The organism is Noviherbaspirillum autotrophicum, from assembly GCF_000818395.1.
GTDB classification, from domain to species: Bacteria; Pseudomonadota; Gammaproteobacteria; order Burkholderiales; family Burkholderiaceae_D; genus Noviherbaspirillum; species Noviherbaspirillum autotrophicum.
In genome coordinates this window covers 45,163-67,252 of the sequence record NZ_JWJG01000028.1, presented here as the reverse complement: position 1 = coordinate 67,252, position 22,090 = coordinate 45,163, and the positions used below count along the sequence as shown (strand labels likewise).

The 22,090-nt window shown below is 63.9% G+C and carries 20 protein-coding genes and 1 pseudogene; 11 read left to right on the top strand and 10 right to left on the bottom strand.

The genetic code is table 11. From position 1 onward, the window contains the following. Positions 1 to 24: 24 nt before the first annotated feature. From TSA66_RS01620 to TSA66_RS01595, 6 genes are all read right to left on the bottom strand, one after another. Positions 25 to 1,212 carry an SRPBCC family protein gene (locus TSA66_RS01620; protein WP_157691562.1) on the bottom strand — a complete coding sequence of 396 codons (1,188 nt, stop codon included), beginning with the start codon at positions 1,210 to 1,212 and terminating at the stop codon, positions 25 to 27. 64 nt (positions 1,213 to 1,276) lie between these two features. Next, the gene (locus TSA66_RS01615; RefSeq protein WP_040038739.1) at positions 1,277 to 1,750 is read right to left on the bottom strand and encodes a YbhB/YbcL family Raf kinase inhibitor-like protein; all 474 of its coding nucleotides are present in this window, start codon (positions 1,748 to 1,750) and stop codon (positions 1,277 to 1,279) included. Between the two features lie 219 nt (positions 1,751 to 1,969). Beyond that, on the bottom strand, positions 1,970 to 4,471 hold the full coding sequence (locus tag TSA66_RS26695; protein WP_052452005.1) for a diguanylate cyclase domain-containing protein: 2,502 nt from the start codon (positions 4,469 to 4,471) through the stop codon (positions 1,970 to 1,972). A gap of 300 nt (positions 4,472 to 4,771) precedes the next feature. Further along, positions 4,772 to 5,122: a HopJ type III effector protein gene (locus TSA66_RS01605; RefSeq protein ID WP_040038738.1), complete on the bottom strand. Its 351-nt coding sequence runs from the start codon at positions 5,120 to 5,122 to the stop codon at positions 4,772 to 4,774. A gap of 37 nt (positions 5,123 to 5,159) precedes the next feature. Beyond that, positions 5,160 to 5,501 (bottom strand): zinc ribbon domain-containing protein YjdM, encoded by a 342-nt coding sequence (locus TSA66_RS01600; RefSeq protein ID WP_040038737.1) that lies wholly within the window; start codon positions 5,499 to 5,501, stop codon positions 5,160 to 5,162. Positions 5,502 to 5,680: 179 nt separating this feature from the next. After that, positions 5,681 to 6,529, bottom strand: a complete 849-nt coding sequence (locus tag TSA66_RS01595; protein WP_198358669.1) for a type IV pili methyl-accepting chemotaxis transducer N-terminal domain-containing protein — start codon at positions 6,527 to 6,529, stop codon at positions 5,681 to 5,683. A gap of 448 nt (positions 6,530 to 6,977) precedes the next feature. On the opposite strand from TSA66_RS01595, the gene TSA66_RS01590 reads away from it, so the two are divergent. Next, positions 6,978 to 7,496, top strand: a complete 519-nt coding sequence (locus tag TSA66_RS01590) for a hypothetical protein (RefSeq protein ID WP_040038735.1) — start codon at positions 6,978 to 6,980, stop codon at positions 7,494 to 7,496. 176 nt (positions 7,497 to 7,672) lie between these two features. On the opposite strand, the gene TSA66_RS01585 is transcribed toward TSA66_RS01590, so the two are convergent. Then, positions 7,673 to 8,500 carry an HDOD domain-containing protein gene (locus TSA66_RS01585; protein WP_040038734.1) on the bottom strand — a complete coding sequence of 276 codons (828 nt, stop codon included), beginning with the start codon at positions 8,498 to 8,500 and terminating at the stop codon, positions 7,673 to 7,675. 155 nt (positions 8,501 to 8,655) lie between these two features. On the opposite strand from TSA66_RS01585, the gene mscL reads away from it, so the two are divergent. The 3 genes from mscL (at position 8,656) to TSA66_RS01570 (ending at position 13,132) form a co-directional block, all read left to right on the top strand. Then, on the top strand, positions 8,656 to 9,072 hold the full coding sequence (gene mscL / locus TSA66_RS01580) for a large conductance mechanosensitive channel protein MscL (RefSeq protein ID WP_040038733.1): 417 nt from the start codon (positions 8,656 to 8,658) through the stop codon (positions 9,070 to 9,072). Between the two features lie 73 nt (positions 9,073 to 9,145). Further along, the gene (locus tag TSA66_RS01575) at positions 9,146 to 10,240 is read left to right on the top strand and encodes an FUSC family protein (protein ID WP_040038732.1); all 1,095 of its coding nucleotides are present in this window, start codon (positions 9,146 to 9,148) and stop codon (positions 10,238 to 10,240) included. A 258-nt stretch (positions 10,241 to 10,498) separates the two neighbouring features. After that, positions 10,499 to 13,132, top strand: coding sequence for a sensor domain-containing protein (locus TSA66_RS01570; RefSeq protein WP_084199186.1), 2,634 nt, complete (start codon positions 10,499 to 10,501; stop codon positions 13,130 to 13,132). Between the two features lie 14 nt (positions 13,133 to 13,146). Here the strand turns inward: TSA66_RS01570 and kefC are convergent, their stop codons facing one another. Then, a complete protein-coding gene (gene kefC / locus TSA66_RS01565; RefSeq protein ID WP_040038731.1) occupies positions 13,147 to 14,952 on the bottom strand; it encodes a glutathione-regulated potassium-efflux system protein KefC in 1,806 nt (601 codons plus the stop codon). A gap of 207 nt (positions 14,953 to 15,159) precedes the next feature. Here kefC and TSA66_RS01560 point away from each other — a divergent pair, with 207 nt between their 5' ends. Both TSA66_RS01560 and TSA66_RS01555 read left to right on the top strand, forming a co-directional pair. Further along, on the top strand, positions 15,160 to 16,674 hold the full coding sequence (locus tag TSA66_RS01560) for an AMP nucleosidase (protein ID WP_040038730.1): 1,515 nt from the start codon (positions 15,160 to 15,162) through the stop codon (positions 16,672 to 16,674). Between the two features lie 84 nt (positions 16,675 to 16,758). Further along, positions 16,759 to 17,157, top strand: a pseudogene (locus tag TSA66_RS01555) (hypothetical protein); the annotation flags it as partial. A gap of 90 nt (positions 17,158 to 17,247) precedes the next feature. Here the strand turns inward: TSA66_RS01555 and TSA66_RS28275 are convergent. After that, positions 17,248 to 17,331 (bottom strand): small membrane protein YohP, encoded by an 84-nt coding sequence (locus tag TSA66_RS28275; RefSeq protein WP_456299442.1) that lies wholly within the window; start codon positions 17,329 to 17,331, stop codon positions 17,248 to 17,250. 187 nt (positions 17,332 to 17,518) lie between these two features. On the opposite strand from TSA66_RS28275, the gene TSA66_RS01550 reads away from it, so the two are divergent. Then, positions 17,519 to 17,938 (top strand): secondary thiamine-phosphate synthase enzyme YjbQ, encoded by a 420-nt coding sequence (locus tag TSA66_RS01550; protein ID WP_040038729.1) that lies wholly within the window; start codon positions 17,519 to 17,521, stop codon positions 17,936 to 17,938. A gap of 23 nt (positions 17,939 to 17,961) precedes the next feature. Here TSA66_RS01550 and fusA read toward each other — a convergent pair whose 3' ends face one another. Further along, complete coding sequence (gene fusA, locus TSA66_RS01545) at positions 17,962 to 20,082, bottom strand: elongation factor G (RefSeq protein ID WP_040042046.1); 2,121 nt, start codon at positions 20,080 to 20,082, stop codon at positions 17,962 to 17,964. Between the two features lie 21 nt (positions 20,083 to 20,103). On the opposite strand from fusA, the gene TSA66_RS26690 reads away from it, so the two are divergent. The 4 genes from TSA66_RS26690 to TSA66_RS01530 all read left to right on the top strand — a co-directional run bounded on the left by TSA66_RS26690 (position 20,104) and on the right by TSA66_RS01530 (position 22,086). Further along, the gene (locus TSA66_RS26690; RefSeq protein WP_198358966.1) at positions 20,104 to 20,508 is read left to right on the top strand and encodes a hypothetical protein; all 405 of its coding nucleotides are present in this window, start codon (positions 20,104 to 20,106) and stop codon (positions 20,506 to 20,508) included. 392 nt (positions 20,509 to 20,900) lie between these two features. Beyond that, on the top strand, positions 20,901 to 21,149 hold the full coding sequence (locus TSA66_RS01540; RefSeq protein ID WP_040038728.1) for a hypothetical protein: 249 nt from the start codon (positions 20,901 to 20,903) through the stop codon (positions 21,147 to 21,149). 57 nt (positions 21,150 to 21,206) lie between these two features. Beyond that, positions 21,207 to 21,815, top strand: coding sequence for a hypothetical protein (locus tag TSA66_RS01535; protein ID WP_040042045.1), 609 nt, complete (start codon positions 21,207 to 21,209; stop codon positions 21,813 to 21,815). Positions 21,816 to 21,888: 73 nt separating this feature from the next. After that, on the top strand, positions 21,889 to 22,086 hold the full coding sequence (locus TSA66_RS01530; RefSeq protein WP_040038727.1) for a DUF3079 domain-containing protein: 198 nt from the start codon (positions 21,889 to 21,891) through the stop codon (positions 22,084 to 22,086). Positions 22,087 to 22,090: the final 4 nt, after the last annotated feature.

Sequence of the window (22,090 nt, the reverse complement as noted above, 5' to 3'; positions counted from 1 at the left end):
TCCGTTGCAACGGGGGCAGCAAGATCAGTGCAGGCTGCGGCTGGCGACGGTGCCGTGCTGCGCCGCGTCGCGCGGCAGAATACCGGTCTCGATGAAGCTTTTCATGCGCATCAGGTCGTCGTCCATTTCCCGTTTGGGATCGCTGCCAAGCAGTACGGCCACGCCGTGCCCGAGGGCGCCGGCCGGCGGATTGTAGGACAGCCGCACGGTGACGCGCGTGCCGCTTTCGGACGGATCGAAGCGCACGATGCCGCCATGTTCCACCACCGCACCGGGCTCGCTCTTCCAGGCGATGACGGAAGGGCGCTTGCATTCGGTCAGGCCAGCATTCCATTCGATGCGCGCGCCCATCGGCCCCCGGACCACCCAGTGCGACCGCAGGTCGCCCAGGTCGCGCACTTCCAGCACGTGGGACATGAAGCGAGGGAAGTTTTCATAATTGGCCCAGGCGTCCCACACTTCCTGCGGCGATGCCGAGATGTCGATGGTTTTTTGCAGGTCGACCGCGCGATTCCCCGCGTGATACCCGGTCAGGCGCCGCACCGGGCGGTTGCTGAGGGCGCGCGCGGCCAGCGTGACGCCAGCCGCGACCAGGGCGAGGGCCGCCGGCCGCCGCCGCATCAGCCCGAGCACGGCCAAGGCGCCGCTGCCGGCCAGGGCCGCGCCACGCAGCGCCGGCGTCCAGTTTTCCTGCATGAATGCGGAGCGCATCGCCGCTCGTGCGTTGCCGCCCTGCAGGCTGGATACGCCGCTCTGGCGCTTGTACGCCTGCAGCCGGTCGTCGATGCCGGTCACGCCGGGAACGGCGCGCACGGCTCGTAGCAGGTTGTCCGTTTCGTGTGCCAGGACCGGCCCGCGCAGGCTGATCTGTCCCTGCTGCGCAGCGACTTCGATCGCGTGCGGATGCGACACCACCCGGCCCAGTTTGGCGCGCACGCGCGCCACCACGAGATCGTCGTCGGCGATCGCGCTGCGCCGGGACAGCAGGCTGCGCAAGCGCGCCTGCATGCCGGTCAGCCGGTTGGACAAGTCGCGCGCGGTCACATCCGCGCCGCGCGCTGTCGTCGCGCGCAGATGGCGCATCTGGTCCTGCAGCAATGCGCGCCGACGCCGGCCGCGCATCGGATCGGAAAAATACATGCCGGCTGCACCCAGCACGGCGGCGCCCAGCAGGGTGATCCATCTTGGTGACGATGCGGATTCGGTTTTCACGTCGGTCTCCTTCTTGTGCTGTTGTGCCGGCTCGCAGGGCGTTGCGGCCTGGCGCGTCAATCGGTTACGGCCGCCGGTACAAGCCGATCAGTTCGGCGCGTTCGAGCACATGGCCTTCGATGGCTTGCTCGAGATCGCGCTTGGCCGGATGGTTCAGGTCGGGCAGGACGATGTCGAGCGCATAGAGCTTGTGAAAATACCGGTGGCGGCCGATGGGCGGGCAGGGGCCGCCGTAGCCGGTGCGCTTCCAGTCGTTTTTTCCCTCGCGCGTGCCGGACGGAAGATTGTCGCTGCCCACGCCCTGCGGCAGGCCGGCAGCCTCCGGCGGGATGTTGTAGAGCACCCAGTGCACCCATACGCGCTGCGGCGCCGCCGGGTCAGGCGCGTCGGGGTCGTCCACCACCAGCGCCAGGCTGCGGGTACCGGGCGGAATGCCGGACCAGGACAAGGGCGGCGACGCATCGCTGCCGTCGCAGGTATGTACCGGCGGGATACTGCCGCCGGGAGCGAATGCGGCGGAAGAGAGGGTCAGGCTCATTGCATCGTTCCTTTGCCTAGGCCCGGAGAAGGGACAGCGGCGAGCCAGAGGAGGGCCTGCCGCGCCATCCGCTTCTGGTTCGAGCTACAAACGGATTCGGACTCTCGCTTATGAAGTCCGTTTCTCCGGTTCGTGCGCGTGAAGATTTGATTATTTGAGCGATATCAAAGGACGCATTGCGCAGCGCTTCGGATGTTCAACCGGGAAATGAAATGGCGCTCATTGGGCCATTGCTCCAGGCAACGCCGCAGCGCGCAGTTGGCTGAAGGAAGCGACCGCACCGCCCGCGTTTTCTTTCGCGTGGTACATCGCGCGATCGCCGGCGCGCATCAGTTCTTCCTGATCGTTGCCGTCTTCCGGGTAGATGGCAACGCCAATGCTGGCGGAAATGCCGATCTCGTGGCCGGCGATGATGAATGGGACGTTGAGCGCGGCAAGCAGCTTTTCCGCCACGCGCACCGCGGTCTGCGCCGACTCGATCTGCGGCAGCAGGACGATGAATTCATCGCCGCCGACGCGCGCCACCGTATCCGACTCGCGCAAGCCATCGCGCAGCCGCCGCGCCACTTGCTTGAGCAGCAGGTCGCCTGCCTCGTGGCCGAAGGTGTCGTTGACGGGCTTGAACTTGTCGAGATCGATGAACAGCAGCGCCATCCGGCATTGGTCGCGCCTGGCCTGGGCGATCGCCTGCCGCAAGCGGTCGCCCAGCAGCGCGCGGTTGGGCAGGTCGGTCAGCAAGTCGTAGTGCGCCAGGTGCTGCACCTGCTCGGCCGCCTTCTTGCGTTCCGATATGTCGCGCGCGATGCCGACGAACAGCCGGCGCTCGTCGATGCACATGGCGCTGATGGACAGCTCGAGCGGGAAGCGCTCGCCGTTGCGCCGCACTGCCGTCACTTCGCGGGTGCATGCGCCGGCGCAGTGAGCGAGCCCGTCGCACAGGCGGCGCTGCACGCCGGCATCGTCCCCGGCGCCCGGTTCCGCCGCCAACAGCGCGGTAATGCGCATGCCGGCCGCTTCGGCTGGCGAATAGCCGAAGATGCGTGCAGCGGCGCTGTTGAACGATGCGATCACGCCATCTTCGTCGAACGTGATAATGCCCTCCGCGACGTTGTCGACGACGGTGCGCATATGCAGTTCGCGCGCGCTTGCCTCCCGCTCGGATTGCAGCAGCATGCCGACCAGCGGCTTGACCTGTGAGCGCAGCAGCGCCGCGCCGCCCACCACTAGCACCAGCAGCAGCGGCAGGAACAGATGGAGCTGCCCGCGGATCGGCTGATAGAGCTCCTCGGTGTCCTGCTTGATCACCATGCCCAGCCCAGTCATGCTCAGCGGCCCGTGGGCGGCAATGACGTTGCGACCCCGGTAGTCGCGCCCGGTGAAGATGCCGGTGCGGCCCTGCACGGCGCGCGCCATCGGCCCCGGCTGGCGGGAAGCGTTCCGTTCCGGGATCACGTGCACCTGCGGATTGCGGCGCTGCGGAAAGCAGCGCAGCAGCTGCGCCTGGCGCGCGCACACGCCCAGCTCTCCGGTCTGGCCGAAACCTTCCGTGCGTGCGAGCTGGCCGGTAATCAAGGGAAGCGGCTGTTCGAGCGTGACGGTGCCGACGACCCCGCGCTCGTCGCGCAGCGCAAGGCGCGTATGGAAAACCACGCCTTCCTGCCACAGCAGCGACGACGGCTGGCTCAGCCCGAGCGCGACCTCGATCTGGGGCTGTTGCACGAAGCGGCCTGCGCGCAGCAATTCCCGGCCTTGCGCGTCGTGGATGACGACGCCGCTGTAGCGCGTCGCGAGCAGGCCCTGGCCGGCGGCGCGCAGGCGGGCTACCGCATCGGGATTGTCCGGATGCGTGGCGCGCGCGCGAGCCAGCTCCGCCAGATGCGAGCGCTCGGCGATACTGTCGGCGTCGGCTACCGCCTCCAGCAGCACGGTCTGGAAGAGCGTGCGCTGGTTGTCGAGCTGCGCCAGCAGGTTCTCGCCCAGGGTCTTGCCGAGCGTTGCCTGCTGCACCGCGAAGCCGACGATGCCGGCCGTTAGCGCAATCACGCTCAGGATGGTTGCTGCGACATAGCCGGTCTTTTCGTCGTCCCGGAAGTATCGCTGCGAGCGGTACCATTCGCAGCGGCGCCACTGGTCCCACAGCCCGACGCCGGCCACGATCATGCCGGCTGCGGACTGGACCGCCACGCGCTTGGCGGGCAGCCAGGAATACAGCAAATCGAGGTGCAGCCAATGGCTGGCCAGGCCGACGAATCCCAGCACGAGCAGCAGGAAGGTGGCGACCTGGATTGCGCCGCCGGCCAGCTTCGACTGCACCCGGTGCATCGTTATCAGCGCGAAACCTGCCAGCAGCAAGCCGACGGCGGTATTGGGCGCCATCCGTCCCGGCACCGGGTTGCCGTCGGCGAGCCAGTCATGGAGCCAGGGCAGGTTGAACGGCGAGGGCACGCCGGCGAGGTACTCGGCCAGCGTCGTGCAGGCAAGGCCGGCCAGAATCCATCCGAGCGCGGCCTGGGGCCGGTCCGGCTTTTGCGCAGCCAGCGGCAGCAGCAAGGCGGCGCCGATGACCGTAAAGCCCAAGGCGGTGCTGAACACCATGCCGACGAATTCGGGAGTGACCCGCACCAGTGCCGCTTCGCGCATGAGCCAGCCGGCCATGGTCGCGAGGCCGGACAACAGAAGGACCGCGGCCGCCAGGAACTGTATCGACAAGATTCTTTTCATGCTTTGTCCGCTCCTTCTGCACCTTGTCAGTGCGTTGTCGCCGCCAAGACGTGAAATTGCCGCGCCAATTTTTATCTATATCTCGGCATGTTCAGGAAAAACATGAGGAAAATCAATTTTTGCAATAAAGCAACATTTTGCGAGGCAGGGATTGGACCGGGTGGGGCGTCCGCATGTGGCGGCGGGAAAACGGCGGCCACGTGGTCGCCTATGGCAGGCAGGCCGTCGTGATGCCGGCTTGAGCGCGGGCCGGGCAGGGCGCAGGCGTGGCGCGCCCTGGGGCGTTGCGAAGAGGAGGAGTTACGCCGCCTTGGGCTGCAGCGGCATGCTGTCGAACTGCACGCCGGACCAGCCGGTTTTCATGAAATTGCGGATGTTCTGGTGGTCGCTGCCGTTCGGGTTCTTCAGCACGTCTTCGCGGTAGTACGCGCCGAAGCAGGCCAGCGTCTGCTGCTCCGACAAGGCATTCAGTTTGGCGAATGCAAACAGCTTGCACGAGCCGGAATTCTGGCCGGCTTCGTTCCTGAGCGCGCCATTGGTAAAGGCGGCCGGCGTGAATTCATAGGCGTCGCCGATGACGGCCATGGTGTCGTCGAAGGTGACTGACTCGGGCACATCGTTGAGTTTCTTGAGAAAAGCGTCGATCTTCATTTTTTTAGGCTGGAACAGGTTGGTGTGAAGAGGCGGCTCACGCCTTGCGCAGGTAGCACGCCTTGAGCATGAAATTGCCCGCATCCATCTTGCAGTCCACTTCATGGTCGCCGCCGACTAAGCGGATGCTCTTGACCTTGGTGCCCATCTTCAGGGTGATGGACGAGCCTTTGACTTTCAGGTCCTTGATCAGCACCACTGCGTCGCCGTCGCTGAGCACATTGCCATTGGCATCCTTGACTGCCGCGCCGGCCGGTTCTTCCGCCTGCGCAGCCTGCGACTGCGGCCACTCGTGGCCGCAGTCGGCGCACACATAGTTGTCCGCGTCCGGATAAGTGTTCTCCATGGCGCATTGGGGGCAGGCGGGTATGGCAGACATGATTCCTCGATTAGTGCAGAAATGATTGGGGGCTGAAGTATAACCGACGCCGGCGGCGCGGCAGCGCAAACGGCGCCGCTGCGGCCCCCTCGCACTGCGTGGGATAATCCAAGAGGAACTGCTTTTCCGGTGCGGCGCGCAGCTCCCGTCGTGCCGGCTGGCGCGGCTTCCGGGCTGGATCAGGCGATGCCGGACGCGATCCAGGCGGGCAAGGCCCCGACCAGGTACTTGAGCGAATTGCTGTACATGGCCGTGATGTTGTCCATCGTTTCGAGCAGGCGCTCGCTGGTGGTGGCGACATTGCGGATATTGCTGGCGGTATCACCGATGCCTTGCATGGCCTGGTCGAAGAAAAGCCATTGGGTCTTGGCCAGTTCCAGCTCGCGCTTGATTTCCGGGCTCGACAAGGGCGCGCCTTCCAGCGTCACGAGCGCATTCTTGAATTCGATGCGGTATTTCTCGATGTCGCTCTTGTTGTTGCCGGAGAGCGCAGCGGCGAAATACAGCCGCGCCAGGCGTTGCGACAGCATGCGCTCGCGCCCCGAGATATTGACGATCTTGGCGGTGCCGCCCTGGGCGTGGGCATCGAATGCCGCCGTGAGGCGGTCCGCGTCGGCCACCACTTGCTCGGTCTGGCGATGCGCCAGCGCCACGCTGTCGCGGGTCGGCGGCACGGTCAGTGCAAGCGCGTAGGAGCGGTAGGCGGTGGTGACTGCTTGCAACTGACTCTTGAGTTCCGGCGTGTTAGCGCCGCGCGCGACGAAGCGCAGATTGTCCTCGAAGCGCTTTTGCGACTGCGCCATCTGTTCGCGCGCCTTGTCGGGCATGACGTTCAACGCGATTTGCGCATAAGCCTTGCCCATGCGTTCGGCCAGCATGCGCAGGCGGCCAGATTCATTGACGAGTTCGCCCCGGGACGGCTCCGCGTGCGCCGATTCGACCGCCGGCGCCGCGACGGCGGTCGCTGTTGCGATGAGCCCGCCGCCCAGGCAGGAAATCGAGATCGCCCACATTGCTTGTCGCAGCATACTTACTTGTCCTTCATATATCAGAGTCATGGCTACCGCCGGGCGGGCCGGAGCGCCGGTTACGCTAATTATTGGCAATACGCAAGTTGGCGCCAATACGTACCTCGGGGGAGGACATGCTCATCCGATTGGAGGATAGGCAACCAGTTCACTTGTCGCGCATGCACGTCGTCATTGCGCAAGGCGAAAAGCACCGGATGCAGTATTGTGACAATGAGAGCGCAGTTGCGATGGCCGCCGGCGCCCAATAGCCATGCGATTCGGACAGGTAATGCGGTTGTGCAACACGGCCATGGCCCGCGCAGAACAAGGGCTGGTCCGATAGATCAAAGCGTGTTCAGCCAATACAGAGGATAATCAGGAGATAATGCGCCCCCTGCCTGACGTTGCCGCATGCGGCATATGCAGGCTGTAGGAAAATGAGCAACTTTTTTGAAAGCAGAGCAGATTGGTTACATCTAGAAGCAAGCGCTGGAACGGCAATTTCGATAGCCTTCCAGTCGAATATCTCAAGGCGGTCATGGCAAAGATGGTCGATTATGGCGACCGCGTGCAGTTTTCCCGTGTCAGCATCGGCGCCGAGCCGAGCTACCAGATCATCACGTCGCTCGACAAGACGATGGCGTTCGACCGCAACCACCACTTGTTGCGTCCTTCCGAGGAAGAATTCGCAGGCGCCAACGCGACCTCGGTCTATACGCTCGACCAGGTGAAGGCGGCGATTGCCGGCGTGCGCACCGCTTCCTCGGTGCGCGGCGCGCGCGTGGTGCGGGCCAGCGGTACGCCGCGCACCAGCGCAGCCCGCCTGGAAGAGCAGTTCGCCGCGCAACGCTACGAATACTTCAAGAACAATCGCCAGACGCTGCCGTCGACGATTTCCGAACATTCGGATGAGATCACCACCCTGATGAAGCAGGGCAAGTCCGTCGAAGAAGCGTTCGGCGAAGTCCTCAAGAAGTATTTCTAGGACGTTCGTTTTCCCTCCAGCTCGCCCGTGGCCCAGATGCTGACGCGCTTGTGGCCCGGGCGGTTCCAGTCCGGTGGCATCCATCGATGCCTGATCCGTTCGCGCTACGCTCCGGGCGCAATGACATCGCGCAACTTCTCGGCTTTTCCGAGTAAAAGCGAGTTCGGCCGCTCGTTTTAGCCTGCGGCGGGACGCGGCAAGCCCAGCCTGAGCTGCAGCGTCGCCTCGTCGATATTCATCAGCGCGGCAATGGCGCGGAAGTCGTCCGGCAGCGCCGGGTCGTCCCAGCCGTGGGCGGAGTGGCGCGCCAGATCGACCGCCAGCTTGACATTCTTCACCCGCCCGCGCCCGGCGTGCTTGTCGTCCATCAGGTTCGCCAGCAGTTCCGGCAATTGCCAGTCCTTGCACAGCACGGTTTGCAAGTCGTTGAATGCAAAGCCGAGTACGGCCGTCTGGGCGTCGGCGCTGCGCATGGCGAGGTTGTCCGCCTGCAGCGCCTGGATGCCCAGCGCCTGCTGCGGCGACGCGCACCAGACCAGCATTTCGGCCAGGTCGTGCAGCAGCGCGGCGATTGCCACTTCCTCGCTGTTGAGGTCGTGGCGCCAGGTGGCCCAGTCAAGCGCATAACGCGCCGCGCGCTGGGCGCGCCGCACCACATGCAGCAGTCCGAGCAATGCCTGCGGATAGGGCTTGAGCCGGTCTTCGATGATGTCGAATTGCGCGAAGTGATGAAAGAAAGGCTCGACGCCCAGCATCATCACCGCATGTTCGACCGTTGACAGGTCCTGCAACTGACGCCGGCTGCGGCGACTGGCCACGAATCGCAACACTCGCGCCGTCATCAGCGGATCGTTGAGCACGATGGCGGCGATCTTGCGCACGCCGACGCTGTCGGCATACTGGCGCACATCGGCAAGCGCGCGGGCGGTTTGCCGCAAGACCGGAATTTCCTGATTGCTCAGGCGTTGGATCCAGGGTGCGAGGCCGGTCGGTGAAGTCGTCATGCGGAAGGGCGATGGTAACTGCGAGGAGAATCTTATTGTACTGTGGATATCCCCCAACCAACGCCCGCCAACGATATTCCGTTTCTGAATGGCATAATCTTAAAAACCGTCTTCGGCCGGCAGTCTCTTTTCCAACCTTTCAGGGAATCCTATCCATGAGCATCATGAGTGAATTCAAGGAATTTGCCGTCAAGGGCAACGTCATGGATCTCGCCGTCGGCGTCATCATCGGCGGTGCGTTTGGCAAGATCGTCGATTCGCTGGTCGGCGACGTCATCATGCCGGTGGTCAGCAAGCTGTTCGGCGGATTGGACTTCAGCAACTACTTCATTCCGCTGGCGGGCCAGAGCGCCGATACGCTGGCCGAAGCCAAGAAGGCGGGAGCGGTGCTTGCATACGGCAACTTCCTGACCGTCACGCTCAACTTCCTCATCCTGGCTTTCGTCATCTTTATCATGGTCAAGCAGATGAACCGCTTCAGGAAGGAAAAACCGTCGGCGCCCCCGGCACCGGCACCCACACCGGAAGATATCGTCTTGCTGCGCGAAATCCGCGACAGCCTGAAGAAGTAGCCGCCGTGGTCGCTTGGAATGCTTACCCGTTCGCCCGGTCCAAGCGCGTAATGAAAAACGAGAAAGGCAGCCGATGACGCGCGCCGGCAGATGGAGCAGGTTGCAGGCGCTGATGCGGGAAGAGCTGCGTCAGCTGACGATCATCCAAGCCAGCGACCGGGCCTGGCAAATGCCGTTCGCGGCGGCCCTGGCGTCCGGCCTGCCGCTGCTGATCGGCGCCTATTTCGATCATCTCGGCTACGGGCTGGTGTCCTCGCTCGGGGGCCTGGTGTTTCTCTACCTGCCCGGCACACCGCTGTATCACCGCATGATCACGCTGATGGCTTGCGCCTTCGGCATGATCGCCTGCTATACGCTCGGGCTGATGAGTCACTTTTTTCCGGTGGCAATGATGCCCGTGCTGGCCGTACTTGCGCTGCTGGTGATGATGGTCTGCCGCTTTTACGGCATGGGGCCGCCTGGCGGCCTGTTTTTCATCATGGCCGCGTCGATCGGCGCGTATTCTCCGGTCCAGTTGCTGCAACTGCCGCTGCTGGTGGGGCTTATCGCGATGGGCAGCGTGCTGGCCTGCGTGATCGGTTTTTTCTACAGCGTCTACATGCTGCGCCTGCATGCGCCCAAGCCGGTCGCTCCCTTGCCGGAGCCAACCTTCGATTTCGTGGTATTCGACTCGGTGGTCATCGGCGTGTTCGTCGGCCTATCGCTCGCCCTGGCCCAGGTGCTGCAGCTGCAAAAGGCCTACTGGGTCCCGGTGAGCTGCCTGGCCGTGATCCAGGGCACGTCGCTGCGCGCGGTCTGGACCAGGCAGCTGCACCGCGTGATCGGCACCAGTATCGGCCTGCTGCTGTCCTGGGGCTTGCTGCTGATCCCGCTGGACAAGTGGAGCATTTCTCTGATGATGATGGCGCTGACGTTCATCATCGAATCGATCGTGGTGCGGCATTACGCGCTGGCCGCGGTCTTCATCACGCCGCTGACCATCCTGCTGGCCGAAGCGGCCACGCTGGGGCACGGCTCGCCCTACATGCTGATCGAGGCGCGCTTCTTCGATACGGTGCTGGGCTGCGTGGCGGGATTGATGGGCGGCATATGCCTGCACAACCCGCGCTGTCGCGACGTCGCAGGCCGCGCAATCCGCCGCCTGATTCCGGCGCGCCTGTTGCCTTAAAAGATAGTCCGCTGAGCGTGCCGACCACGGCAAGCGCTCGATATCTTGCCGGCGACAAACATCAATACCGCCATCGGACCGCAATGGCGAAGAGGTGTGGCGTCAGCACGACGAACGGAATGAATGTGTGCCTGCCAGTTAAACTTTTTGCAAAAAAACGAACCATAGGAGAAGGAACCAAAGGGTTTGCGGCTTTAACAAGGTGATATAGCTGATGAGCAATTTTTCATCGCGACTTGTTCATCGCGCTGTTTTACGATGAGAAGCGGGAGACTCGATCCGATGAGCGAGCTGGGCGCATTGTGCGATGACCTGGACCTGGTGGCGCTGATTAATGCGTCGCCGTTTCCCTACCTCCTGCTATCCACCGATTTCGTCATTCTTGGCGCGAACGACGCCTACCTGTGCTTGACCAGCCGTACCCGGGAAGAGATCGTGGGGGGCGGTCTGTTCGATGTTTTTCCCGTCGATCCCGCTATGCTTCCCGATCGCGGCCTCACCACCATTCAGGCATCGCTGCAACGCGTCCTGAGCACCCGCCGGCCGGACCATCTCGCGCTCGTCCACTACAACATCCCGCGTCGCACGTCGGAGGGAAAAAGCGAGTTCGAGGAGCGCTACTGGAGCCTGATCCACACCCCGGTGCTCGACGCGCAGGGCAATGTGTCATTCCTGTTCCAGAGCCCGATCGATGTCACGGAACTGGTCAGGCTGCAGCAGGGCAGGGGCGACCTGCCGGTGCGCGACGATGTCGACTACCAAATCGCCGGCAGCGTCTTCAGCCGCGCGCAGGCGCTGGAGGCGGCCAACCGCCTGCTCGACCAGGAGCGCGAACATTTATTGCACCTGTTCCGGCAGGCGCCCGGCTTCGTCGCCATCACGCGCGGCCCCGATCATGTGCTCGATGTGGTCAATGAATCGTTCTGCCAGCTGTTCGGCCACCGCGAAATGATCGGCAAGCCGGTCGTCGAGGCCTTGCCGGAAGTCGTCGCGCAGGGCTACGGCTGCCTGCTGGACCAGGTGTACCGGACAGGCGAAGCCTTTGTCGGGCGCCAGATGAAGGCCATGCTGCAGCAGCAGCCCGATGCGCCGCTGAGCGAGCGGTACGTCGATTTCGTGTTCCAGCCGTTTACGGACCTCGAAGGCAAGATGGCGGGCATCTTCATCCAGGGGCAGGACGTGACGGAGCACGTGCTGGCAAAGGAAGCGCTGCAGGCGAGCAACGAGCGCTGGAAACTGGCCGTGGAAGGCGCCGGCGATGGCATCTGGGACTGGAACATACGCACCGGCGAAGTCGTGTTTTCGCGGCGCTTCCGGGAAATGTTCGGCTACGGCGAGCACGATTTTCCCAACCGGATCGAGGCATGGAAGGAGCGCGTGCATCCGGACGACCTGGAGGGCGCGCTCAACGCCGTGCGCGCAGCCGCGCGCGTGGGTATGCCGGTGGCATTCGAATTCCGCTTCCAGTGCAGCGACGGCAGCTGGAAATGGGTGCGCGCGCGCGGCATCGTGGTGGGCCATGAAAGCAGCGACCTGCCGTCGCGCATGACTGGCACCGTCACCGACATCTCGGAGAAAAAGGAATCGGACGAGCTGATTTGGCGCCAGGCCAATTTCGATGCCCTGACCGGCTTGCCGAACCGGCGCCTGTTCCGCGACCGGCTGGACCAGGAGGTCAGGAAGGCGCCGCGCTCGCCGCACACCATGAGCCTGATATTCATCGACCTGGACCGGTTCAAGGAAGTCAATGACCTGCTCGGGCACGACGCTGGTGACCAGTTGCTGGTGGAAGCCGCGCAGCGCCTCACCGCCTGCGTGCGCAAGTCGGACACCGTGGCACGCCTGGGCGGCGATGAATTCACCGTCATCCTGACCGAGCTGGTCGACCTGGCGCATGTCGAAGACGTGGCGCAGAAGATCCTGCGCGCGCTGGCCAAGCCGTTTTTCATCAACCAGCAGACCGTGTACATCTCGGGCAGCATCGGCATCACGATGTTCGAGGCCGATGCCGCCACCGCCGAACAGCTGATCACGAATGCGGACCAGGCGATGTACGCCGCCAAGCATGCCGGGCGCAACCAGTTCCGCTACTTCACGCCCTCGATGCAGGAAAGGGCGCAGCGCCGCCTGCGGCTGGCAAACGACTTGCGCGAGGCGCTCGCCGTCGGGCAGCTGGAAGTGCATTACCAGCCAGTGGTGGAGCTGGCGACCGGGCGCATCGTCAAGGCGGAGGCGCTGCTGCGCTGGCACCACCCGACGCTGGGCCCGGTGCCGCCGTCTCAGTTCATCCCGATTGCCGAGGAAACCGGCCTGATCAACGAGATCGGCGACTGGGTGTTCCGGCAGGCGGCCGGGCGTTCGCGCCAGTGGCAGTCGCAGCTGGGCAAGACCGTGCAGGTCAGCGTCAACGCATCGCCGGCCCAGTTCCATGCGGCCGAGCAGGGGGTGGGCTGGCTGCAGTACCTCGACATGCTCGGATTGCTGGGCAGCGCCGTGGCGGTCGAGATCACGGAAGGCCTGCTGCTCAACGCGTCGCCGGCGGTCGCCGAGCGCCTGCTGGCGTACCGCGACGCCGGCATCCAGGTGGCGATCGACGACTTCGGCACCGGCTACTCCTCCATGCAGTACCTGAAGAAATTCGACATCGATTACCTGAAGATCGACCAGTCGTTCGTGCGTGAAATGGTCAGCAGCGCCAGCGACCGCACGATCGTCAAGTCGATCATCGTGATGGCGCATGAGCTGGGCTTGCAGGCGGTTGCGGAAGGCATCGAGACGCCCGAGCAAAGGGATATTCTGCTGCGCGCCGGCTGCGATTACGGGCAGGGTTTCCTGTTCTCGGAGGCGCTCGCCGCCGAGGCGTTCGAGTCGCTGATGGCCGCCGCCGCGTAGCGCCTGCCGCCGGCCTACCTGTTGGCCGCTTCGCGCGTTTCTGCCTGCAGCGCCTCGGCGTCGCGCGCGAACATGTCTTCCAGCTCCTTGCGCCCCTGCTTGGCCATCGAGATCATCTGCGGCTGGTCTTTGTAATGCGGATAGGCAGCTTGCAGCAGTCGCAGGTTATGTTCGCGGAACTTGTTCACCACATTCTGGGCGCGCGCGCGGCTATGGCCAAGCTCCTGCAGCAGCTTGCCGCCGAGCTGCAGCGACGCTTCGAAGGTTTCGCGCTCGATGATGGTGACGCCGCGGTCCATCAAGTCATAGTAGTGGGTGAGGTTACGCGCGCGCGCCAGGATCGTCAGGTGTGGAAAATCGCGCCGGGCCAGGTCCACCAGCGCCAGGCTATCCTCCACGTCGTCGATGGCCACCACCAGCAGGCGCGCCGTCGCCGCGCCCGCTGCACGCAGCAGGTCGGCGCGCGTGGCGTCGCCGTAGAACACCGTGAAGCCGAACTTGCGCAACAGGTCGACCTGGTCCGCATCATGGTCCAGCACGGTGGCGCGGATGCGGTTGGCCAACAGCATGCGGCCGATGATCTGGCCGAAGCGGCCGAAGCCGGCGATGATGACCGGGGCTTCCTGCGGCTCGATGCGATCGGCCGCGCGGCGCTTGTCCAGCCGGAAGCGCGGTGCGATCAGCTTGTCGTACAGTATCAGCAGTAGCGGCGTGGTCACCATCGACAGGGCCACCACGACCACCAGCAGCGACGCGACCTGTTCGGAAAACACTTGCGCGGCGGCGCCCGCGCCAAACACCACGAAGGCGAATTCCCCGCCCTGCGACAGCAGGAAGGCGAACAACGCCTGCTCGCCGCGCGGAATGCCGAACCATTTGGCAAGCAGGTACAGCGCGCCGATCTTGATCGCCAGCAGGGCCAGCACCAGGCCCACGACCAGGAACGGCTGGGCCAGGAACGCGCCGAAGTCGACCGACATACCGACGGCGGTAAAGAACAAGCCCATCAACAAGCCCTTGAACGGCTCCAGGTCGGATTCCAGCGCATGCCGGTATTCGGAATCGGCCAGCAGCACGCCGGCCAGGAAGGTGCCCAGCGCCATCGACATGCCGACCGACTGCATCAGCCAGCCGATGGCGATCACCAGCAGCAGTGCGAACGACGTGAATATTTCGCGCGAGCCGGTCTTGGCAATGAAACGCATGGCCGGGCGCATCAGGTAGCGCCCGCACAGCACCAGCGCCATCAGCACCGCGGATACTTTCAACGCCACCATCCAGCCGTCGTCGGCTTGTGCCCGCGCGCCCGCGCCGAGAAAGGGGACGAGCGCGATCATCGGGATGGCGGCGATATCCTGGAACAGCAGGATCGAAAACCCGGCCGAGCCGGCCGGTGTTCTGGTGAGGTTGCGCTCGTCCAGCGTGGCCAGTGCGATGGCGGTCGACGACAGCGACAGGCCGAGCGCGGCGATCAGCGCGATCTTCCAGGCCGCGCCCAGCGCGACTGCGGCGCCGAACAGCAACAGCGTGCACACGCCGACCTGTAGCGCACCCCAGCCGAAGATCGAGCGGCGCAGCGACCACAGCCGCTTCGGGTCGAGCCCGAGCCCGATCAAAAACAGCAACAGCACCACGCCGAATTCGGAAAAACTCAGAATCACTTCGACGCCTTCGATCAGGCGCAATCCCCACGGCCCGATGGCAATGCCCGCCAGCAAATAGCCGAGCACCGCTCCCAGTCCCAGCCGCTTGGCAATCGGCACCGCCAGCACGGTGGCGGCAAGGTAAATCAGGGCATTAAATAGCAGACTGTGTTCCATCGACGATCCCGGGCGTTATAGCGACATGCCAATGTAGCTACTTTACCTCGACGCAGGGCTGTTTCGGGAGATCATTCGTCTGCCATGCGATGGGGAGTGCGCGCGGAATTATTTCCTGCCGATGTCAAGCGGGAGCGGGGCGGCCTCGTTACAATACCTGCAACGACAACCGCTTTTCCCCCAGACTTCTTCTTCAGGAGTGGCAAGTTGCTGACGCCTAATTTCATCGCACCCGCCCGATTCGACGACCCGGCCGCCGCGCTCAAGCAGGTGCAGGCCATCTACGATTGCAGCATCGCACACCTGCGCGACTGCCTGCAGCGCTTCGTCAACGGCGAAGACCTGCCCGGCCGGGTGCGCGCCTGCTATCCGTTCGTGCGGGTGCACACCGATACCGTCGCCCGCGCCGACTCCCGGCTGTCATACGGCTTCGTGGCCGGACCGGGCACCTACGAGACCACCATCACGCGGCCCGACCTGTTCTCCAGCTACTATCTGGAGCAGTTCCGCCTGCTGCTCAAGAACCACGGTTACCACCAGCAGGTGCAGCTCGAAATCGGCACCAGCACGCAGCCGATCCCGATCCATTTCTCGTTTGCCGAGCACGACCATATCGAAGGCAACATGAGCGCCGAGCGGCGCCTGGCCATGCGCGACCTGTTCGACCTGCCGGACCTGGCGGCGATGGACGACGGCATCGCCAACGGCACCTATGAAGCGCCGCCGGGCGAGGCGCATCCGCTGTCGCTGTTTACCGCGCCGCGGGTGGATTATTCGCTGCAGCGGCTGCGCCACTACACCGGCACCGCGCCGGAGCATTTCCAGAACTTCGTGCTGTTCACCAACTACCAGTTCTACATCGACGAGTTCGTGCGCCTCGGCCACGAAATCATGAACCGCGCACCAGACCCCGACGCGCCGGCAGACGAAGACCACTACCTTGCCTTCATCGAGCCGGGCAACGTGATCACGCGCCGCGCCGGTCAGGGCGTGCAGCCGGGCGACGAGCTCGGGGTACGCCCGCCGCGCCTGCCGCAAATGCCGGGCTACCACCTGATCCGCGCCGACGGCAGCGGCATCAGCATGGTCAATATCGGCGTGGGACCGGCCAACGCCAAAACCATCACCGACCACATTGCCGTGCTGCGCCCGCACGCCTGGCTCATGCTCGGGCATTGCGCCGGGCTGCGCAATACCCAGCAACTCGGCGACTACGTGCTGGCGCACGGCTACGTGCGCGAAGACCATGTGCTCGACGAAGATTTGCCGCTGTGGGTGCCGATCCCGCCGCTGGCCGAGGTGCAGCTGGCGCTGGAAGCGGCGGTGGCGGAAGTCACGCAGCTGACCGGCTTCGACCTGAAACGGGTGATGCGCACCGGCACGGTGGCCAGCACCGACAACCGCAACTGGGAGCTGCTGCCGCATCGCACGCCCGAGCGCCGCTTCAGCCAGAGCCGCGCCATCGCGCTGGATATGGAAAGCGCGACGATTGCCGCCAACGGTTTCCGCTTCCGGGTGCCGTACGGGACGCTGCTGTGCGTCTCCGACAAGCCGCTGCACGGCGAGATCAAGCTGCCCGGCATGGCCAACCATTTTTATCGCGAGCGCGTCGACCAGCATCTGCGCATCGGCATTCGCGCCGTGGAGCTGTTGCGCCGCCAGGGCGTCGACAAGTTGCACAGCCGGAAATTGCGCAGCTTTGCCGAGGTCGCATTCCAGTAGGAGGAGGCCGGCACCCGTTTTCGTGAAACGAAAACCGCGGGCGCCAGCTCTAATTCGCTCCCAACCTGCGAGCAGCCGAGCTTCATGGTCGAACCGGTTTCATATCCACTTCGTAAGGAATGCCCGCCCGGCGCCTGCATCTGCGGCCGCGACGATCTGTTGCAAGCGCCCGGCGGCGATTTGCGGGTATTGCGGCTGACGCGGGAGGAAGAAAAACGGCTGATCGCCCGTATCGAGGCGATCGCCAGCTATGCCGACCTCGAGCATGTCGCGCGGCGCATGCAGGCGCAGCTGGGAATCGAGCTGCGCATCACGCCCGGCGCGCGCGAAGTGCGCACGGTGCGCGGGCTGGCCATCCGGCTCGCCGAGCAGCCGGGCTTGTGCCGGAAAATCCGGCAGTCGATCCCCGCCGCCGTGCGGCGCTGCCTGGATCGCCATCCGGACATCGTCTATGCGATCCTGAACGCGCACGACTTGCTCGGCGCAGGCAACGGGCAGTCCGGCTGGGCGCTGCCGGTGGACGAGCCAGCGCTGGCTGCCCGGCTAGTCGACGACGCTAGCGGTTCGGACAACCTAGAAGATCAGCTTCAGGACGCCGGTTACCACGAGCAAGCCGATCAGGAAAATAATGACGATCGCCCATAACAGAATTTTCACGCCGTTTCTCCACGCTTGTTTTGTGACTGTTGTGAAATCCCTTACAGGACGACAATCCATGCGGTGAGGAAGTTCCTTCCCGCATGGCGCCGCATGTCAGAACCGAGCGAAATCATGGCGGCGGCTGCCCGGAAGCGGATAATCGGTTGCATGCGTCGATCCCCGAGCATGGACAGGAGCATCCGACATGAAAAGCTACCGCAAGGAACTCTGGTTCAATATCCCCACGCGCCGCGCCTTTCTCAACATCACGCCTGAGGTCGAGGAAGCGCTGGCCGAAAGCGGCGTCCGGGAAGGGCTGGCGCTCGTCAATGCGATGCACATCTCGGCATCGGTCTTCATCAACGACGATGAACCCGGGCTGCATCACGACTTCGATACGTGGTTGGAAAAGCTGGCGCCGCATGAGCCGCTGCGCCAGTACCGCCACAACGACACCGGCGAGGACAATGCCGACGCCCACATCAAGCGGCAGATGATGGGGCGTGAAGCGGTGGTGGCTATTACCGATGGAAAACTCGATTTCGGCCCGTGGGAGCAAATCTTTTACGGCGAATTCGATGGCCGCCGCAAAAAGCGCGTGCTGGTCAAGATCATCGGCGACTGAGGCGCGACCGCCCGGGGACGCCGTCAATGGCGCGCGCCGCCCATGTATTTCCCGGTTAGTACGGCGTCGGCCAGCTTGTCCGGCACCTCGCCATAGCACCTGAACTGCATCGTATAGCTGGCGCGCCCGTGGGACAGCGAGCGCAGCGCGGTGGCGTAACCGAACATTTCGGCCAGCGGCACTTCCGCGCGTATTGTCCTGGCCGCGCCGCCCGCCGTCTCGTCCGCGCCCAGAATGGTGCCGCGCCGCGCCGACAGGTCGCCCATCACGTCGCCCATGGCTTCCTCGGGCGCGTCGACCTCCACCAGCATGAGCGGCTCCACCAGCGCCGGGCCGGCTTGACGGCAGCCGTCGCGAAAGGCGATCGAGGCGGCGGTGCGATAGGCGTTGTCGTCGGAGTCGACCTCGTGCCAGGAACCGGACAGCAATGTGACCTTCACATCCACCACCGGGTAGCTGCTCATCACGCCGGCCGTCAGGCTGTCGCGAATGCCGCGCTCGACGGCGGGGATGTAGGCGGCGGGAATGGCGCCGCCCCTGACTTCGTCGACAAAGGCGAATCCCTGGCCGCGCGGCTGCGGCTCGATTTTCAGCACCACGTGGCCATAATGGCCGTGACCGCCGGTCTGCCGGATGAACTTGCCTTCGCAGGACGGGCAGGCATGGCGGATCGTCTCGCGATAGGCGACCTGCGGCTGGCCGACCCGGGCTTCGACACCGAATTCCCGCCGCATGCGCTCCACCAGGATGTCGAGGTGCAGCTCGCCCATGCCGGAGATGACGGTTTGCCCCGATTCATCGTCGGTCTTCACGTGGAATGACGGGTCCTCACGCGCCAGGCGCGCCAGCGCCGCGGCCATCGCGTCCTGGTCGGCCTGGTTTCGCGGCTCGATGGCTTGCGCGATCACCGGTTCCGGAAAAACCATGCGCTCGAAGACGATCACGGCCGACGGATCGCACAGCGTGTCACCGGTGGTCACGTCCTTCAAGCCGACTGCCGCCGCGATGTCGCCGGCGCGCACTTCGGCCAGTTCGGTGCGCTGGTTCGCATGCATCTGCAGCAAGCGGCCGATGCGTTCCTTCTTGCCGTTGCGCGGATTGTAGGCCACGCTGCCCGAGGCCAGCACGCCGGAATAGACGCGCAGGTAGACCAGGTCGCCGGCAAACGGATCGGCGGCGATCTTGAACGCCAGCGCGGAAAACTTTTCGTCGTCGCCGGCGCGCCGCCGCGCCGGCCGCTCATGCTCGTCGACGCCCGCCGCCGGCGCAATGTCGAGCGGCGAGGGCAGGAAGTCGATCACCGCGTCGAGCAGCGCCTGCACGCCGCGGTTTTTCAGCGCACTGCCGCACAACATCGGCACGAGCGCGCCGGCGATGGTGCGCTCGCGCAACGCGCCCTTGATTTCCGCTTCGGTCAGCGCTTCGTCGCCAACGTATTTCTGCAGCAGCGCGTCGTTTTCCTCCACCGCGGCCTCGACCATGCGGGTGCGCCATTGCGCCGCGCTGGCCTGCAATGCCGCAGGAATGTCGGTTACCGTGAACTTCGCGCCCTGCGACGCGTCGTCCCAGACGATCGCCTTCATCCTGATCAGGTCGATGACGCCGTGGAACTGGTCTTCGCTGCCAAGCGGGATTTGCACCGGCACCGCGTTGCCGTTGACCCGTTCGCGGATGTGCCGCTGTACTTGGAAGAAATCGGCGCCGACGCGATCCATCTTGTTGACGAAGGCAAGGCGCGGCACCCGGTATTTGTCGGCCTGGCGCCAGACCGTCTCGGATTGCGGCTGCACGCCGCCGACGGCATCGAACACCATGCAGGCGCCGTCGAGCACGCGCAGGGCGCGTTCGACTTCCATCGTGAAATCGACATGGCCCGGGGTGTCGATGATGTTAATGCGATGCACCGGATAGTCGCCGGCCATGCCGCTCCAGAAGCAGGTGGTGGCCGCCGCGGTAATGGTGATGCCGCGCTCCTGTTCCTGCTCCATCCAGTCCATGGTGGCCGCGCCATCGTCGACTTCGCCGAGCTTGTGGCTCACCCCGGCATAGAACAGGATGCGTTCGGTGGTCGTGGTCTTGCCGGCGTCGATATGGGCGCTGATGCCGATGTTGCGGTAGCGTTCGATCGGAGTGGTGCGCGTCACGGTCATCCTCCCGGGAAAGGCTTGCTTCGCCTGCAAATCATGGCTGCAAACCATTATAGGAAAGCCTGCCGCTTCCGCACCGTTGCTACATCAACGATCCTTGCCATACGAGATACTTCGTCCTATTCTGAAATTGGGGGAATGACCTCTGACATGAAGGAGTTGATCATGTGTTACAGAATTCCCGCAGACGCGGAGAAGGATGTATCCACACTCTCTTCAGCAAAAGAGAGCGTCTTTACTCCGCGGGAAGACACCATGGCGTCGGCAGCATCTGACCCGCCGTCGGTGTCCGAGTCAGGCTTTGCAGGCATGCTGCACAAAGTGCTTGCACCGTTCAGTAAAGGCAAAGGAGATATTTCGCAAACGGAAGATATCGAAACGAAACCGAGTGCCGATACGCGTGAAGTCGAGAAAATCGATTAACTTACTGTCTGGCACATCCAAGCATTGCTCAACAGAGCAATCTGCCGACACTTGCATGGTGTTCGGTGAGCCGAAGCAAGAGGCGAGCAGGGCGGACATTTCCGCGCTCGACCTCATGAACGCTTCCGCATCCTCAATCGGCGCCTCTGGCGCCGATTGACTGTATACCATCCCCATTTGCATTTCTCCATCGCGCGTTCCCTATCGCAATGCCCCGCCGGGTCCGGCGGTCTTGGATAAGGCGGCATTTTTTTCTAATGTGTTGCAGGGGAGCCAAGTCGAATCTGGCGTGTGTAAAAAATCGGCTTTAAACATTCATTTAAAATAAATGTTATGATAGAGTACTTCCATCCGGTTGTTCAAACCTGTTTCCCCAACTTCGAAGGACGATCATGAAATCCGAAACCCTCTCGCTGCTGAACTCGCTCGATAAAGACGCTGCCGCCAACGCTGCCCGCGCATTGGCCGCCGTCAATGGCGTACTTAAGGTATCTGCCGAATCCGCCGCCGTGAATGTCGAATTCGACGAAGACGTGACTTCACTGCAGGAATTGCGCGCCACCTTGCAGCGTGCCGGCATTAGCGTCAAGAAACCCGCGCACGGCGAAGAAGGCATGTGCTGCGGCAGCTGCGGCAGCTGATATGTCCGGCCGTGTGCCGGAGTTTTTTGCGCCCATGATAAAAAGGCAATGAAGACGATGAATTACCCTGCGTTCTTCGATCAGGCTCCCGCCATCACCGTCCACGACGGTTTGGCCGAATTCCTCGGCGCCTGCAGCGATGGCATGATCACGTATCGCTATCTTGACGCGGTGCGCCTGGCCGGGCACTCCTGCCCGACGGTCGCCGGCGCCTACCTGCTCACGCGCAGGGCACTGAACCTGCTCTATCCGGAACAGGTGCCCGAGCGCGGCGCGATCCAAGTGCGCTTCGCCGCGCCGCTCGACGAAGGCGTGACCGGCGTCATCGGCAGCGTCGTCAGCCTGGTCACGGGCGCGGCGGGCCTGGGTGGCTTCAAAGGCATCGGGCATGATTTCCGGCGCCAGAACCTGATGTATTTTTCTTGCGCTCTGGAAGGCGAGGTGCGTTTCGACCGCCTCGACACTGGTTCCTCTGTCATGCTTTCCATGCGTATGAACCGGGTCGAGCCCGACCCGCGCACCGGGCCGCTGTTGCGCAAGATCCTGTCAGGCGAGGCCGGGCTGCAGGAACGCGGCGAATTCGCGGAACTTTGGCAGGAACGGGTGCGGCGCATCCTGATCGACCACGCGGACGATCCGGAACTGATTCTTCACAACCAGGCCTAGCCGCAGGACAAAGTCAGTGTGCAGGCATGACCGCGCCGTGTGCGGTCATGCAAATTTGCGGGATGTACCTCAAATGGCTAAAAAGTTTCCCATCCATCCAAAGAACCCCGAACGGATTTGCTGGGGCTGCGACAAGTACTGTCCGACCGATTCGCTGGCATGCGGTAACGGTTCGGAACGCACGCAGCACCCGGCCGAGCTGTTTGGCGACGACTGGGCGGAGTGGGGCCTCGATGCCGACGCGGAGCCGGCAAAGGCGGCGGAAAAGTAGCCGC

Coding starts and splice junctions, on each gene's coding strand:
- TSA66_RS01615 (WP_040038739.1), bottom strand. CDS start 1,750: ATGAGCCTGACCCTCTCTTCCGCCGCATTCGCTCCCGGCGGCAGTATC.
- TSA66_RS26695 (WP_052452005.1), bottom strand. CDS start 4,471: ATGAAAAGAATCTTGTCGATACAGTTCCTGGCGGCCGCGGTCCTTCTG.
- TSA66_RS01605 (WP_040038738.1), bottom strand. CDS start 5,122: ATGAAGATCGACGCTTTTCTCAAGAAACTCAACGATGTGCCCGAGTCA.
- TSA66_RS01600 (WP_040038737.1), bottom strand. CDS start 5,501: ATGTCTGCCATACCCGCCTGCCCCCAATGCGCCATGGAGAACACTTAT.
- TSA66_RS01595 (WP_198358669.1), bottom strand. CDS start 6,529: ATGCTGCGACAAGCAATGTGGGCGATCTCGATTTCCTGCCTGGGCGGC.
- TSA66_RS01585 (WP_040038734.1), bottom strand. CDS start 8,500: ATGACGACTTCACCGACCGGCCTCGCACCCTGGATCCAACGCCTGAGC.
- mscL (WP_040038733.1), top strand. CDS start 8,656: ATGAGCATCATGAGTGAATTCAAGGAATTTGCCGTCAAGGGCAACGTC.
- TSA66_RS01575 (WP_040038732.1), top strand. CDS start 9,146: ATGACGCGCGCCGGCAGATGGAGCAGGTTGCAGGCGCTGATGCGGGAA.
- TSA66_RS01570 (WP_084199186.1), top strand. CDS start 10,499: ATGAGAAGCGGGAGACTCGATCCGATGAGCGAGCTGGGCGCATTGTGC.
- kefC (WP_040038731.1), bottom strand. CDS start 14,952: ATGGAACACAGTCTGCTATTTAATGCCCTGATTTACCTTGCCGCCACC.
- TSA66_RS01550 (WP_040038729.1), top strand. CDS start 17,519: ATGAAAAGCTACCGCAAGGAACTCTGGTTCAATATCCCCACGCGCCGC.
- TSA66_RS01540 (WP_040038728.1), top strand. CDS start 20,901: ATGAAATCCGAAACCCTCTCGCTGCTGAACTCGCTCGATAAAGACGCT.
- TSA66_RS01535 (WP_040042045.1), top strand. CDS start 21,207: ATGAATTACCCTGCGTTCTTCGATCAGGCTCCCGCCATCACCGTCCAC.
- TSA66_RS01530 (WP_040038727.1), top strand. CDS start 21,889: ATGGCTAAAAAGTTTCCCATCCATCCAAAGAACCCCGAACGGATTTGC.